General features: G+C 71.8%; 14 protein-coding genes and 1 riboswitch. Of the genes, 6 read left to right on the forward strand and 8 right to left on the reverse strand.

Annotated features, from left to right (window positions below; genetic code table 11):
• Nucleotides 1-5: 5 nt before the first annotated feature.
• From macS to ACIGYR_RS11845, 3 genes are all read left to right on the forward strand, one after another.
• Complete coding sequence (macS, locus tag ACIGYR_RS11835; RefSeq protein ID WP_399595512.1) at nucleotides 6-1,241, forward strand: MacS family sensor histidine kinase; 1,236 nt, start codon at nucleotides 6-8, stop codon at nucleotides 1,239-1,241.
• Complete coding sequence (locus ACIGYR_RS11840) at nucleotides 1,238-1,915, forward strand: response regulator (protein ID WP_399595511.1); 678 nt, start codon at nucleotides 1,238-1,240, stop codon at nucleotides 1,913-1,915. The genes macS and ACIGYR_RS11840 overlap by 4 nt, the downstream gene beginning before the upstream one ends.
• Nucleotides 1,916-2,023: 108 nt before the next feature.
• Nucleotides 2,024-3,052 (forward strand): 6-phosphofructokinase, encoded by a 1,029-nt coding sequence (locus ACIGYR_RS11845; protein ID WP_391839106.1) that lies wholly within the window; start codon nucleotides 2,024-2,026, stop codon nucleotides 3,050-3,052.
• Nucleotides 3,053-3,097: 45 nt separating this feature from the next.
• On the opposite strand, the gene ACIGYR_RS11850 is transcribed toward ACIGYR_RS11845, so the two are convergent.
• Nucleotides 3,098-4,960, reverse strand: a complete 1,863-nt coding sequence (locus tag ACIGYR_RS11850) for an anthranilate synthase family protein (RefSeq protein ID WP_399595510.1) — start codon at nucleotides 4,958-4,960, stop codon at nucleotides 3,098-3,100.
• A 267-nt stretch (nucleotides 4,961-5,227) separates the two neighbouring features.
• Here ACIGYR_RS11850 and ACIGYR_RS11855 point away from each other — a divergent pair, with 267 nt between their 5' ends.
• Together ACIGYR_RS11855 and ACIGYR_RS11860 are read left to right on the forward strand one after the other, a co-directional pair.
• A complete protein-coding gene (locus ACIGYR_RS11855; protein ID WP_391839110.1) occupies nucleotides 5,228-6,580 on the forward strand; it encodes a class II 3-deoxy-7-phosphoheptulonate synthase in 1,353 nt (450 codons plus the stop codon).
• Nucleotides 6,581-6,730: 150 nt separating this feature from the next.
• Nucleotides 6,731-6,955 carry a bacterioferritin-associated ferredoxin gene (locus tag ACIGYR_RS11860; protein ID WP_399595508.1) on the forward strand — a complete coding sequence of 75 codons (225 nt, stop codon included), beginning with the start codon at nucleotides 6,731-6,733 and terminating at the stop codon, nucleotides 6,953-6,955.
• Nucleotides 6,956-6,974: 19 nt separating this feature from the next.
• Here ACIGYR_RS11860 and bfr read toward each other — a convergent pair whose 3' ends face one another.
• The gene (gene bfr, locus ACIGYR_RS11865; RefSeq protein ID WP_399595506.1) at nucleotides 6,975-7,493 is read right to left on the reverse strand and encodes a bacterioferritin; all 519 of its coding nucleotides are present in this window, start codon (nucleotides 7,491-7,493) and stop codon (nucleotides 6,975-6,977) included.
• A gap of 173 nt (nucleotides 7,494-7,666) precedes the next feature.
• Between bfr and ACIGYR_RS11870 the strand changes: the two genes are divergently transcribed.
• Nucleotides 7,667-8,299, forward strand: a complete 633-nt coding sequence (locus ACIGYR_RS11870) for a sulfite oxidase-like oxidoreductase (RefSeq protein ID WP_399595503.1) — start codon at nucleotides 7,667-7,669, stop codon at nucleotides 8,297-8,299.
• 12 nt (nucleotides 8,300-8,311) lie between these two features.
• Here the strand turns inward: ACIGYR_RS11870 and ACIGYR_RS11875 are convergent, their stop codons facing one another.
• From ACIGYR_RS11875 to thiO, 6 genes are all read right to left on the reverse strand, one after another.
• Entirely contained in the window at nucleotides 8,312-8,827 is a 516-nt protein-coding gene (locus ACIGYR_RS11875; RefSeq protein ID WP_399596496.1) for a DUF4396 domain-containing protein, read from the reverse strand.
• A 75-nt stretch (nucleotides 8,828-8,902) separates the two neighbouring features.
• Nucleotides 8,903-9,781, reverse strand: coding sequence for a deoxyribonuclease IV (locus ACIGYR_RS11880; protein ID WP_399595502.1), 879 nt, complete (start codon nucleotides 9,779-9,781; stop codon nucleotides 8,903-8,905).
• 57 nt (nucleotides 9,782-9,838) lie between these two features.
• Nucleotides 9,839-11,773: a Stk1 family PASTA domain-containing Ser/Thr kinase gene (gene pknB, locus ACIGYR_RS11885; protein WP_399595500.1), complete on the reverse strand. Its 1,935-nt coding sequence runs from the start codon at nucleotides 11,771-11,773 to the stop codon at nucleotides 9,839-9,841.
• Between the two features lie 475 nt (nucleotides 11,774-12,248).
• Nucleotides 12,249-13,043, reverse strand: a complete 795-nt coding sequence (locus ACIGYR_RS11890) for a thiazole synthase (RefSeq protein WP_391839122.1) — start codon at nucleotides 13,041-13,043, stop codon at nucleotides 12,249-12,251.
• 3 nt (nucleotides 13,044-13,046) lie between these two features.
• Nucleotides 13,047-13,259 (reverse strand): sulfur carrier protein ThiS, encoded by a 213-nt coding sequence (gene thiS, locus ACIGYR_RS11895; protein WP_391839124.1) that lies wholly within the window; start codon nucleotides 13,257-13,259, stop codon nucleotides 13,047-13,049.
• Nucleotides 13,256-14,425, reverse strand: coding sequence for a glycine oxidase ThiO (gene thiO, locus ACIGYR_RS11900; RefSeq protein ID WP_391839125.1), 1,170 nt, complete (start codon nucleotides 14,423-14,425; stop codon nucleotides 13,256-13,258). The genes thiS and thiO overlap by 4 nt, the downstream gene beginning before the upstream one ends.
• Nucleotides 14,423-14,534, reverse strand: a riboswitch (TPP riboswitch). It overlaps the preceding gene by 3 nt.
• Nucleotides 14,535-14,540: the final 6 nt, after the last annotated feature.

Below are 14,540 nucleotides of genomic sequence, written 5' to 3' on the forward strand. Positions count from 1 at the left end.
GGGACATGCCCAAGCGCGAGCGCGTCATGCGGATGTCGGTCGAGCTGCCGCTGTGGCGCGCGCTCGCCGGCTACCGGGTCCTGACCACGCTGTACGCCATCGGCCTGTGCGCCACCGCGTACGACCACTTCGTGCGGCCCTGGGTCGCCGTCGCCTATTACACGGTCCTGGTCGGGTGGACCCTCGCCACCCTGCCCAAAGTGGCCAACGCGGCGAGTTGCACCCGGCGCTTCCTGGCCGTCGACCTGGCCGTCGCGCTCACCGGCATCCTGCTCACGCCGGTCGCCGACAGCCACGAGCGGATCGCGGGCGGCGGCCCCACCCTGCCGTCGATATGGACGGCAGGCGCGGTGCTGGCCTTCGCCATCAAGGGGGGCTGGCGCTGGGCGGCCGTCGCCTCCACGGCGGTGGCCGCCGTCAACCTGGTCGAGCGCGGCCACCCCGCCCGGGACACCGTGCACAACGTGATCCTCGTCTGGGTGGCCTCCATCGCCATCGGCTACGTCGTGGAGGTGGCCCGCGCCTCGGAGCGCACCCTGGCCCGCGCGCTGGAGATCGAGGCCGCGACCCGGGAGCGGGAGCGGCTGGCCCGGGACATCCACGACAGCGTCCTTCAGGTGCTGGCGATGGTGAAGCGCCGGGGCACGGCCCTCGGCGGCGAGGCGGCGGAGCTGGGCCGGCTGGCCGGGGAGCAGGAAGTGGCCCTGCGGACGCTGGTGTCGGGCGGTCTGGTGCCGGTGTCCCGGGTCTCGGAGGACCTCGCCGAAGGCGCCGTCGTCCGGGTGGTGGAGGAGCCGGGGGAGGACGAACCGGCCGGCCCGGTCGATCTGCGTTCCCTGCTCGCCCCCTACGCGTGCGCCCGGGTCAGCCTCGCCGAACCCGGCGCCCCGGTGCCGCTGCCGCCGGACGCGGCCCGTGAGGTCGCCGCCGCCGTCGGGGCAGCCCTGGACAACGTGCGCCGGCACGCCGGTGCGCAGGCCCGGGCCTGGATCCTGGTGGAGGACGAGCCGGACGAGATCGTCGTCACCGTCCGGGACGACGGCCCCGGCATCCCCGAGGGCCGGCTCGTGCAGGCCGAGGGCGAGGGCCGGCTCGGGGTGGCCCTGTCGATCCGGGGCCGGCTGCGCGACCTCGGCGGCAGCACCGAGATCGTCTCCGTGCCCGGACAGGGCACCGAGGTCGAACTGAAGGTACCGAAGGGCGCCGTACGGGCGCGCGGGAAGAAGGCGGAACAGCGATGACACAGCAGCAGGACCCGATCAAGGTCATGGTGGTGGACGACCATCCGATGTGGCGTGACGCGGTCGCCCGTGACCTGGCCGAGTCCGGCTTCGAGGTGGTCGCCACCGCCGGTGACGGCGAGCAGGCGGTCCGCCGCGCCAGGGCCACCGCCCCCGACGTCCTCGTGCTGGACCTCAACCTGCCCGCCAAGCCGGGCGTCCAGGTGTGCAAGGAACTGGTCGGCCACAACCCGGCGTTGCGCGTGCTCGTCCTCTCGGCGAGCGGTGAGCACGCGGACGTGCTCGAGGCCGTGAAGTCCGGCGCGACCGGCTATCTGCTGAAGTCGGCCTCCACCGAGGAACTGCTGGACGCGGTGCGCCGGACCGCCGTGGGCGACCCGGTGTTCACGCCGGGCCTCGCCGGACTCGTCCTCGGCGAGTACCGGCGGCTGGCCGCCGAGCCCGTGCCCGCTCCGGACACCGACGAGCCGGGCGCGCCCCGGCTGACGGACCGGGAGACGGAGGTGCTGCGGCTGGTGGCGAAGGGCCTGAGCTACAAGCAGATCGCCGAACGCCTCGTCATCTCCCACCGCACGGTGCAGAACCACGTCCAGAACACCCTCGGCAAGCTCCAACTGCACAACAGGGTCGAGCTGGTGCGGTACGCGATAGAGCGCGGACTCGACGACGAGTAGGCCGGATCCCGGCAACGCGCCCGAATCACCCTTCCCGCCTCTCCCGATGTGACGCGTATCACCATTAGCGTGACCGATCGTCAGGCAAGTGCGGCGAAGGGACATTTCATGCGAGTCGGAGTACTGACCGGAGGCGGCGACTGCCCCGGGCTCAACGCCGTCATCCGGGGCATCGTGCGCAAGGGCGTGCAGGAGTACGGCTATGACTTCGTCGGTTTCCGGGACGGCTGGCGGGGTCCACTCGAGAACGACACGGTCCGCCTCGACATCCCGGCGGTGCGCGGCATCCTGCCCCGCGGCGGCACCGTCCTCGGTTCCTCGCGGACCAACCCCCTCAAGGTGGAGGGCGGTATCCGCCGTATCAAGGACAACCTCGCCAAGCAGGAGGTGGAGGCCCTCGTCGCGATCGGCGGCGAGGACACGCTGGGTGTCGCCGCGCGTCTCTCCGACGAGTACGGCGTGCCCTGCGTCGGCGTACCGAAGACCATCGACAACGACCTGTCCGCCACCGACTACACCTTCGGCTTCGACACCGCCGTCAACATCGCCACCGAGGCCATCGACCGGCTGCACACCACCGCCGAGTCCCACATGCGGGTCCTGGTCTGCGAGGTGATGGGGCGGCACGCCGGCTGGATCGCGCTGCACTCGGGGCTCGCCGGCGGCGCCAACGTCATCCTCATCCCCGAACAGCGCTTCGACCTCGACCAGGTGTGCGCGTGGATCACCTCCCGCTTCAAGGCGTCGTACGCCCCGATCGTCGTCATCGCCGAGGGCGCCATGCCGAAGGACGGCGAGGTGGTGCTCAAGGACCAGTCGCAGGACTCCTTCGGGCATGTGCGGCTGTCCGGGGTCGGCGAGTGGCTCGCCAAGGAGATCGAGAAGCGCACCGGCAAGGAGGCCCGCACCACGGTCCTCGGCCACATCCAGCGCGGCGGCACCCCCAGTGCCTTCGACCGCTGGCTCGCCACCCGCTTCGGCCTGCACGCCATCGACTGCGTGCGTGACGGCGACTTCGGCAAGATGGTCGCCCTGCGCGGCACCGACATCGTCCGTGTCCCGATCTCCGAGGCCACGGCCAGACTGAAGACGGTGGACCCGAAGCTGTACGAGGAGGTCGGGGTGTTCTTCGGCTGACACCCCGACCGGGGCCTGGGGGACCCGCGGTCCCCAGGCCCCGCCTCACCCCACCGCGCTCGCCCCGCGCAGCCGGCCGATCAGGTCCTGAACGACCGCCGTGCCGTTCAGCGTGAGGACCGACTCCGGATGGAACTGCACGCCCGCGAAGCCGGGTCCCCGGAGCGCGTGCACCTCGCCGTTGTCCGCGCGGCTCACCTCGACGCCGTGCGCGGCCAGCTCCCGGACCGCCTCCCCGTCACAGCGCGCGACGAAGCTGTTGTAGAAGCCGACGGTCTCGCTCCGCCCGAACAGGTCGATCTCCGTCTGCGCGCCCTGGTACGGCACTTGTCTGCGTACGATCTCCAGGCCCAGCTCCGCCGCGATCAGCTCGTGCCCGAGGCAGACGCCGAGCACACCGTGCCGGTGTGCCCGGACCACCTCGGCGGTGAGGCCCCGCAGGGACCGCATCTTGGGGTCGTCGCCGTCACGGGGGTCACCCGGACCGGGCCCGAGGACGACCGGCCCCGCGTGCGCGAGCACCACCTCCCGCAGCCCGGGCTCGTCGTACCGCCGGACGGTCACGTCCAGCCCGGTCGACCGCAGGACGTGCGCGAGCATCGCGGTGAAGGTGTCCTCGCCGTCGACGACGAGGGCGTGGCCCGCGAGCGACTCGGACCGCTCCTGCATCCGCAGCCAGAACGGCGCGAGCGCGGCCCGCCGCCCGTCCAGCGCGGCCCGTACCCGCGGGTCGTCGGCCAGCCGGGGCCCCTCCCGCTCCGCCCGCGGCCGGGCGGGCAGCACCCCGAGGGCGGCCAGCACGCCCGCCGCCTTCGCGTGGGTCTCCGCGACCTCGCCCGCCGGGTCGGAGCCGCGCACCAGCGTGGCGCCGACCGGAACGCGCAGCCGGCCGTCGGCACCGATGTCGGCGGTGCGGATCAGGATGGGGGAGTCCAGGGTCTGCGCGCCGCCGGAGTCCCGCCCGAGCAGGGCGAGCGCACCGGCGTAGTACCCGCGCCCCCCGGCCTCGTGCCGCTCGATCACCCGGCACGCGTTCTGCACCGGCGAGCCGGTCACCGTCGCCGCGAACAGGGTCTCCCGCAGCACCTCCCGCGCGTCCAGGGAGGACCTGCCGCGCAGTTCGTACTCGGTGTGCGCGAGGTGCGCCATCTCCTTCAGCCGGGGACCGACGACGACCCCGCCCATGTCGCCGACGGTGCACATCATCTTCAGCTCCTCGTCGACGACCATCGACAGCTCCTCGATCTCCTTGCCGTCGGCCAGGAAGGAGAGCAGGTGCTCCGGGGCCGGTCCCTCGGCGGGGTAGCGGTACGTCCCGCTGATCGGGTTCATCACGACGGTGCCGCCGGACATCCGCACATGCACCTCGGGGCTGGCGCCCACCAGCGTCCGGTCCCCGGTGTGCACCACGAACGTCCAGTACGCGCCCCGCTCACCCTCCAGCAGCCGCCGGAACAGTGCCAGCGCGTCCGCGCGGCCGAAGCCGGGGATCTCGCCCTCGTAGGTGCGCCGGATCACGAAGTTGGCGCCCTCGCCCCGGCCGATCTCCTCGCGCAGCACCCGGCCGACGATCTCGCCGTACTCCTCGTCCGCCACGTCGAAGCCGCCGCCTTCGACCCGTACCTCGTGCGCCGGGAGCTGGGAGAGCGCCTCGGCGAGCGGGATCCCGTAGGACTCCTCGGGGGTCAGCACCAGCAGCGGGGTGCCGTCGTCGCGGACCTCGAAGCCGCGCTCGCGGATCTGCCGGAACGGGACGAGGGCGAGCCCCTCGTCGGGCAGGTCGGCGAGCCGGTCGCGGCTGGTCACCGGGCCGAGCAGGACCTCCACCAGTTGCTCGTCGTGGCCGGGGGTGCGGCGGCGGAGCAGGGCGAAGGGGCGGGGGTCGTGCAGCAGCTGTGCCAGATCCATGGTTCCTCTTCTACGGATGAGGAGGAACGACCCCGGGAAACACCGAAGGCCGCCCCTCGGGCGGCCTTCGCGAAGTCTTGTCGCACGCGCGATCAGCGGGCCGCCGGAGAAGCGGTCCACCACCAGCTCTGGGTGCAGCTCTGGATCGAAAGCGCGAACATGCCACGAACCCTACCGCACCCCCCGCGCGTCCACCGGTCAGTCACTCCGTCTCACCCTTCGAGCCGGAGGGAAGAACATCCGACACGACCCCGTAATGTTTACGGGGTGACCGTGAACGCTAAGACCAGCCCTGGCGCTGGCAACACCTGGCGAAACCTGCCCGCGGCGCAGCAGCCCGAGTACCCCGACGCCGAGGCTCTGCGCGCAGTGATCGCGGACCTCGAGTCGTATCCGCCGCTCGTCTTCGCGGGCGAGTGCGACCAGCTGCGCGCCCGGATGGCGGCCGTCGCCAAGGGAGAGGCGTTCCTCCTCCAGGGCGGCGACTGCGCCGAGGCATTCGACGCGGTGTCCGCCGACCACATCCGCAACAAGCTCAAGACGCTCCTCCAGATGGGTGCCGTCCTGACCTACGCGGCCTCCGTGCCCGTGGTGAAGGTCGGCCGGATCGCCGGCCAGTACTCCAAGCCGCGCTCCAAGGGAACCGAGACCCGCGACGGCGTGACCCTGCCGACCTACCGCGGCGACTCGGTCAACGGCTTCGACTTCAACGAGGCCGCCCGCATCCCGGACCCCGAGCGGCTGAAGCGGATGTACAACGCGTCCGCCTCCACGCTCAACCTGGTGCGCGCCTTCACCACCGGCGGCTACGCCGACCTGCGCCAGGTGCACGCCTGGAACCAGGACTTCGTGCGGACCTCGCCGTCGGGCCAGCGCTACGAGCAGCTCGCGCGTGAGATCGACAACGCACTGAACTTCATGCGGGCCTGCGGCACCGACCCGGAGGAGTTCAAGACCGTCGAGTTCTTCTCCTCGCACGAGGCGCTGCTGCTGGACTACGAGTCCGCCCTGACCCGGGTCGACTCCCGCACCGGCAAGCTGTACGACGTCTCCGCGCACATGGTGTGGATCGGCGAGCGCACCCGGCAGCTGGACGGCGCGCACATCGAGTTCGCCTCGAAGATCCGCAACCCCATCGGCATCAAGCTCGGCCCGAGCACCACGGCCGAGGAGGCGCTGCAGTACATCGACCGCCTCGACCCCGAGCGGGAGCCGGGCCGGCTGACCTTCATCGTCCGCATGGGCGCCGACAAGATCCGGGACCGGCTCCCCGAGCTGGTCGAGAAGGTCACGGCGTCGGGCGCCACGGTGGCCTGGGTGACCGACCCGATGCACGGCAACACCTTCGAGGCGGCCTCCGGGCACAAGACCCGCCGCTTCGACGACGTGCTCGACGAGGTCAAGGGCTTCTTCGAGGTCCACAAGGGGCTCGGCACCCACCCGGGCGGCATCCACGTGGAGCTGACCGGCGACGACGTCACCGAGTGCGTGGGCGGCGGTGACGAGATCTTCGTCGACGACCTGCACCAGCGCTACGAGACCGCCTGCGACCCGCGGCTGAACCGCAGCCAGTCGCTGGACCTGGCGTTCCTCGTGGCCGAGATGTACCGCGACCAGTGAGCCGGTACCGCTAGTCGCCTTGGGGCGCGGATCACATCCGATCCGCGCCCCTCGCCCTTTTGCGGGTGGCCTGGGATAGGTAAGGTTAGGGTTGCCTCACCGGGAACCGGGACGGCAGTGAGTCAGCGATCCCGTCGGGAGGTGAACCGCGTGTACGTCTGCAGTTGCTTCGGCATCACCGAGCAGCAGGTTCAGCAGCACGCGGAGAACGGTGCCTGCACGCCGCGCCAGATCGCCTCGGCCTGCAAGGCCGGCACCGACTGCGGTGGCTGCGTGCGCCGCATCCAGGCCCTCCTCGGCCGGGGCGCCTGCCCGCGCCGGGAGCTGATCGACCGGCGCGCCCCGGCTCTCCAAGCGTGGGACGACGCCGCCTGACGTCCGGGTCCGCGACCGCTCAGGGGCTGGAGAAGCCGCTGGTGGACGGCCCTGAGGGATCGGGCTGGCTCTGCTCGATCACGGTCGACAGGTAGAGCGCCTCGCCCAGTTTGTCCACGAGCTCCAGCTGTGTGTCCAGGTAGTCGATGTGGTGCTCCTCGTCGGCCAGGATCGCCTCGAAGATGTTCGCCGACGTGATGTCGTTCTTGTCGCGCATCACCTGGACGCCCCGGCGCAGCCGGTCGATGGCCTCGATCTCGATCTGCCGGTCGGCCTGGAACATCTCGGCCACCGTCTGCCCGATCTGGACGTGTCCCAGCCGCTGGTAGTTCGGCAGGCCGTCGAGCAGCAGGATGCGGTCGGTGAGCAGCTCGGCGTGCCGCATCTCGTCGAACGACTCGGCCCGGGTGTACTCGGCGAGCTTCGACCATCCCCGGTGGTCCTGGAGCTTGGAGTGCAGGAAGTACTGGTTGATCGCGGTCAGCTCGGCGGTCAGCTGCTCGTTGAGCAGTTCGATGACCTCGGGGTCGCCTTGCATGCGACGGGCTCCTTCCGGACAACGGGTGTCAGTCGATAGCGCCGCATGATGGCACTGCCCGTGAAGATCGTCCAGTAAGTGCATACTTAGTAAGTAAGTGCAAGCTTGGCCTAGTTGTCCGTTTAGCCGAGCGGTGGTCAAGGGCATCGCCCGAGGTCTGTCAGGATGGATACATGGGTCATCCGGTGGAGCGAGAGTCTGGGGCAGTGGCAGGGTCCGAGCTTCCGCCGGGTCAGCGGCTCCAGCGTGGCTGGCCGGTCACGCACTACGGGCCCGTCCCGAAGTTCCGGCCCGAGCGCTGGGAGTTCCGGGTCTTCGGGGCCACCGCCGACGGCGATAAGCGCACCTGGAGCCACGAGGAGTTCACGGCCCTGCCGTACACCACCGTGGTGGCCGATCTGCACTGCGTGACGAAGTTCAGCATGGTCGGCGCGGAGTGGGGCGGTGTCCCGGCACGCGCCATCCTGGACCTTGCCCCGCCGGCGCCGGACGTCACCCATGTGATGGTCTGGGCGGAGTACGGCTTCAGCTCGAATCTGCGCCTGTCGGACTTCTCCTCCGACCACGCGATCTTCGCCACCCACAAGGACGGTGAGCTGCTCACCGCCGAGCACGGCTTCCCGGCCCGCCTGATCGTGCCCCATCTGTACGCCTGGAAGGGACCCAAATGGGTGCGGGGGGTGGAGTACATGACCGCCGACCGCCGCGGCTTCTGGGAGGAGCGCGGCTATCACAACATCGGCGACCCCTGGAAGGAGCAGCGCTACTCCTACCAGGAGGAGCCCGGGGACGGCCCCGAGCTCTGACCCCCGGTCCGCTCAGTGGTGGTACTGGTGCACCACCGCGTGGCCCTTGCCGCGGCCGATCGTCCACTTGTTGACCGGGGTGGTCACCACGAAGGCGATCACCAGCGAGATCACGAGCGAGACCCAGAACAGCGCGTCGCTCAGCATCGCGTCCCTCGCGGACGGCCAGACCAGGATCACCCCGTTGTCGATCAGTTCCATGACGGCGATGGACAGGGTGTCCGCGGCCAGCGCCACCCGGAAGGCCGTACGGAAACCGACGCCCGCCCTCAGTACGCCGCGCAGGGTGAGCGAGTAGCCGAAGAAGAAGGCCAGCACGATCGCCGTGATCATCGTCGGGAGGTTCCCCCACCCGAGCGCCGTGCCGATGACCATGCCGAGCACCTCGCCGATGGCGCAGCCGGTGAGGCAGTGCAGGGTGGCCTGGGCGGCCGTCGACCAGGTGGCCGCGGACGCGTGGCCGTGGTGGGCGTGCTGGTGGTGCGCGTGCGGGTGGTGCTCGTGGCTGGTGTGCGCGGAGTGGTCCATGGTTTCCCCCATGCCGAGTGACGGTTCCTGCGACTCGCAGGAACCGTATACCCCCTGGGGGTATTCCTCAATGGTTCAGGAAACCCGCAGCTTCTTCAGCCGCTCCACGTCCGCCGCGTGCCCCTGCTTCCCGCCGGGCGTCTCGATGACCAGCGGGACGCCCTCGGTCGCGGGGTGCGCCATGAGTGCCCGGAAAGGGTCCTCGCCGATATGCCCGGCGCCGATGTTCTCGTGCCGGTCCTTGTGCGCGCCCACCACATCCTTGGAGTCGTTGGCATGGATCAGCTTCAGCCGGCCCTCACCGACGGTGTCCACCAGCAGGTCCAGGGTCTGGTGCATGCCGCTCGGCCCGGTCAGATCGTGCCCGGCGGCGAAGATGTGACAGGTGTCCAGGCACACGCCCAGCCTCGGGTGGGCGTCCAGCGCCTCGAAGTACGGCCCGAACTCCCAGGTCCGCGAGCACAGCGAGGCGCCCTGCCCGGCGGTCGACTCCAGCAGCAGGAACGGGTCGTCGTCGTGGGTCAGCTCGTCCAGCAGCGGCAGCATGTGCTCGCGCACCTGCTTCAGCGCCGTCTCCCGGGCCCGTCCGCCGGTCGCGCTCCCGGTGTGCACCACCACACCCAGCGCGCCGATCTCCCGCGCGCGGCGCAGCGAGTGCCTGAGCGACTCCACCGACCGCTCCACGGTCGCCTCGGTGTGCGAGCCGAAGTTGATCAGGTAGGGGGCGTGCACATACGCCGGGATCGACTCCTCGGCGCACGCCGCGCGGAACGCCTCGTCCTGCCGCGGGTTCCCGGCGGGCGTGGCCCAGCCGCGCGGGTTGGCGACGAAGACCTGCACGGTCTCCGCCTTCAGGTCGCGGGCGTAGGACAGCCCGACGGAGTGCAGGCCACCGGCCACGGGCACATGGCCGCCGACGGGATTGCGGGGGAGAGGAGACTGAACGGGACTCACCCGTTCAGGGTGTCATGTCCGCCCCCACGCCCGGACCACGGTCCCCGGTGAATCCGGTCACCGGATGGTGATCGTGATCGTCGACCCCTTGGGCGCCCTGTCGCCGCCCTCCACCGACTGCTTCTTCACGGTGTCGCCGAACAGCCCGAGCAGCCCGCGGTCCTCGTCCACATCGAAGCCCGCGCCTTCCAGGGCCTCGTGTGCGTCGTCCACGCTGTCCCCGACCACGTCCGGGACCTCGATCATCTCCGGGCCCTTGGACAGCGTCAGCGTCACCGTGTCGCCCTCGGCGGCCTGGCGTCCGTCGTCCGGGCTCTGCGCGGCGACCTTGCCCTTGTCGTACTCGGAGTTGACCCGCCCGGCGGCGATCCGGACCTTCAGCCCGGCGTCCGTCAGCTCTTCCTTCGCGCTGTCCAGGTCGTCACCGGTGACGTCCGGCACGTCGATCGGGCTGCCCTTGCTGACGACCAGCGCGATCGCCGAGCCCGCGTGCCGGTTGGTGCCCGCGTCCGGCGTCGTCCGGACCACCGAGCCCTTGGCGACGTCGTCGCTGAACTCGCGGGTGACCATGCCCGGCTCCAGGCCGTCCGCCTTCAGCCGTGCCCGCGCCTTCGTGAGAGGCTGCCCCTCCACGTTCGGCACGTTCACCGTCTCCGGTCCCAGCGACACGGTCAGCGTCACCGAGTCGTGGTCCCGGATGCGCGCGCCCGGCGCCGGATCGCTGCCGATCACCGTGCCCCGCTCGACGGTGTCGCTGTAGGCCCGCTTGACCTGGCCGACGTCGAGCCCGGCCGTCCTCAGCCGTTCCCTCGCCTGCGTCTCCGTCTTCGCCAGCAGCGGCGGCACCTTGGTGAACTGGCCGGAGTTGATGTACCAGACACCGGCGCCCACGCCGAACACCACCAGTACGGCCGCGATCAGGGCCATGACCGCGCGCGGGGGCCGCGCCGGGCGCCGGCGGGGCGGCACGGGCGGGCTCTGGAAGCGGGCGGTGCGGTCGATGCCGTCCCCGGGTGCCTGGGGCGCGTCCTCGTTCACGGACAGCGGCCGGGGCACGGTCAGGGCGCGCGGGATCACGCTCGTCCGGTCATCGGCGTTGTCGTGCCCGGCGGACAGCGCCTGCGGCGGCACCACGTCCAGCTGTTCCTCGGTCAGCGTCCGGCGGGCCTCGCGCACCTGGGCGAGCAGCGCCACGGCGTCGTGCGGCCGGCCGTCCGGGGTGCGCGCGGTGGCCGACGCGACCAGCGCGTCCAGCTCGTACGGCAGCTCGGGCACGAGCGCCGAGGGCGGCGGTACGTCCTCGTGGATGTGCTTGTAGAGCACCTGGGCCGCGGAGTCCCCGGAGTGCGGCTTCGCGCCCGTCAGCATCTCGTACAGGACCACACCGCACGCGTACACGTCGACCCGCGGGTCCGTGGTGCCCTGCTCGATCTGTTCGGGCGCGAGGTAGGAGACGGTCCCGAGCACGGCACCGGTCGTGCTGGTCACCGTGTCCACGGAGCGCACCAGCCCGAAGTCGGCGACCTTGACCCGGCCGTCGTCGCCTATGAGCACGTTCTCGGGCTTCATGTCGCGGTGCACGAACCCGGCCCGGTGCGCGGCACCGAGCGCGGCGAGCACCGGCTCCAGGATGTCCAGCGCGGCCCGCGGCTGCACGGCACCGCGCTCGCGCAGCACGTCCCGCAGGGTGCAGCCGGCGATGTACTCCATGGCCAGGTAGACGTACGACCCGTCGGTGCCCTGGTCGAAGACCTGCACCACGTTGGGGTGGTCGAGCCGGGCGACGGACTTCGCCTCCCGGATGAACCGTTCGACGAAGGCTCCGTCGGACGCGAGCGTCGGGTGCATCACCTTCAGCGCGAGAACGCGGTCCAGGCGGGTGTCCAGGGCCCGGTAGACCGTGGCCATCCCACCGGCCGCGATCCGCGCGTCCACGCGATACCGGCCGTCGAGCAGCTGCCCGACGAGGGGGTCCTGAAGGGTCGTATCCACGAGAGGCGAGTCTACGAGCCACGACCGACACGGCCGCCCCGCCCACCGGCATCGGAGCGGGACTGAAGCCGACCTGTGACGCTTCCCACGCATGCCCGCGGCGACGCCGAGCCCCCGACCTGCGACGCCCCACGCCCCGCGGCCACCACCGACGAACACGTGACCTACGCCGCACCCCGCCTCCCAGCCACCGGACGCGGACCCACCGACCTGTGACGCCCCAGCGGTCCGCGCACCCAGGCCCTCAGCCGGCCCGACGCGGAGCAGCCGACTCGTGCCGCCCCGGAGGCGCCGAGGCTGTGACGCATCCGCGGTCCGCGTCTCACAGCCACCTGGTGGCGGAGGCGCCGGCCTGCGACGCACCCGCGATCCGCGGCCGCCGACGGTGGAGGCGCCGCACCGGAAGGCCGGCCTTCCGGTCGGCGGTGACGGGCGGTGCGCGGGTGGGAGAGCCCGGACGGGACCACCACTGCGGTCAGAACGCGGGCCGCTCCGGATCCAGCACGGCCAGGCCCTCCGCAGGAGACGACGCCTGCGCGAGATACCGCCGCGGAATCCGCCCGGCCAGCCGAGCCAACCGGCCCCCCTCCACCGCATGCCTCATCGCCGCGGCCATCCGCTCCGGCTCCTGCGCCCGCGTCACCGCCGACGCCAGCATCACCCCCGCGCACCCCAGCTCCATGGCCAGCGCCACGTCGGACGCCGTACCCGCCCCCGCGTCCAGGATCACCGGCACGCGCGCGTGCTCCACGATCAGCTGGAAGTTGTGCGGATTGCGGATGCCGAGCCCGGAGCCGATCGGCGACCCGAGCGGCATGACCGCCGCACATCCGACGTCCTCCAGCTTGCGCGCGAGGACGGGATCGTCGTTGGTGTAGGGCAGCACCGTGAACCCGTCGTCGACCAGCGTCTCCGCCGCCTCCAGCGTCTCCACCGGGTCCGGCAGCAGCGTCCGCTCGTCGGCGATGACCTCCAGCTTGACCAGGTCCGTACCCAGCGCCTCCCGGGCCAGCCGGGCGGTCAGCACGGCCTCGCCCGCGGTGAAACAGCCCGCCGTGTTCGGCAGCACCCGGATGCCGAGCTTCTCCAGCACCGACAGCACCGAGCCGTGCACGGAGGGGTCCACCCGGCGCATGGCCACCGTCGTCAGTTCCGTACCGGAGGCGACCAGCGCCCGCTCCAGCACCTCCAGGCTGGGCGCCCCGCCCGTACCCATGATCAGCCGGGACGAGAAGGTCAGCCCACCGAGGACCAGGGGATCGTCAGCCATGGCTCAGCCTCCCTGCACAGCGGTGAGGACTTCGACGCGGTCGCCCTCGGCGAGGGCGGTCGTCGCCCACTGCGCGCGTGGGACGACGGTCTCGTTGACGGCGGCGGCCACCCCGCGCGGCGCCGCGGTGAGGTTCTGGACCAGGGCGTCCAGCACCGTGCCGGCGGCGACCTGACGGGGCTCGCCGTTGACGGAGATGGTGACGGAGAGGTTCATACGGGCTGCTCCAGTTGTTCCATGGCCGCGGCGCCGAACCGCCGCGGGGTGAAGGCGCGCGCCTCCTCGGGCAGTCCACCGGTCACCAGGGCATGCGCCAGCACGTCCCCGGTGACCGGGGTGAGCAGCACGCCGTTGCGGTAGTGCCCGGTGGCCAGCAGCAGCCCGGCCAGGCCCGACGGACCGAGCAGCGGCGCGTTGTCGGGGGAGCCGGGGCGCAGCCCGGCCCGGGTCTCGGTGAGCGGCAGCTCGGTGATGCCGGGCACCAGCTCGTGGGCGTCCCGCAGCAGCTCGTACACGCCCCCGGCCGTGACCGTCGTGTCCCAGCCCAGCTCCTCGCTGGTGGCGCCGACGACGAGTTCGCCGTTCTCCCGGGGCACCAGATAGACATGGCCGCCGCGCACCACGGCCCGCACGGTCCGGCTCAGGAACGGCGCGTACCGGCGCGGCACGGTCAGCCGCAGCACCTGCCCCTTGACCGGCCGCACCGGCGGCAGCAGCTCCTCCGGCACGCCCGCGAGGCGCCCGCTCAGGCTCCCGGCGGCGAGCACCACCTGCTGCGCGCGCAGTGCGGTGCCGTCCTCCGTGGTGATCCCGACAGCCCGGTCCCGTGCCACGTCCAGCCGCTCCGCCAGGACGCGGTGGAAGACCACCCCGGCCCGCTCGCACGCGGCCACCAGGGCCGCCGCCAGCCGGCGCGGGTCGATCTGGTGGTCGCCGTCGACCCGCAGCCCGCCGCGCACCCCCGGCGCGAGCATCGGCTCCAGCCGCCGGCACTCCCGCCCCGACAGCCACTCCGACTCCAGGCCCGAGCGCTGCTGGAGCGCGTGCAGTTCGCGCAGGTGGGCGCGGTCGTCGGCGTCCAGCGCGACGGCGAGGGTGCCACAGCGGCGATAGCCGAGGTCGTGGCCGGTCAGTTCGGTCAGCTCGGCCGCGAACGCCGGGTAGCGGCGGGCCGACTCCAGGTTCAGGGCGAGCAGGGTCTCCTCGCCGTAGTGCAGCTCGGTGACCGCGGCCAGCATCCCGGCCGCCACCTGTGCGGCCCCGCCCCCCGGACCGGGGTCCACCACGGCCGTGGCGAGCCCGCGCTGCGCCGCCCGCCAGGCCGTGACCAGACCGATGATTCCGCCCCCGATGACGAGGACGTCGGACGTACGTGACGACATGGGCGTCCAGCCCCTCCCTTCGCCGGCATGACCCGGATCAGGTTCGTACGGTCGGAGGCCGCCAGCCTCCCTCTCAGCCCGGTGCGTCCGGGCTCCCGCGAGTGCTTGTACGGTG

This window comes from Streptomyces sp. NPDC053076, from assembly GCF_044546845.1.
In the GTDB taxonomy this organism is placed as follows: Bacteria; Actinomycetota; Actinomycetes; order Streptomycetales; family Streptomycetaceae; genus Streptomyces.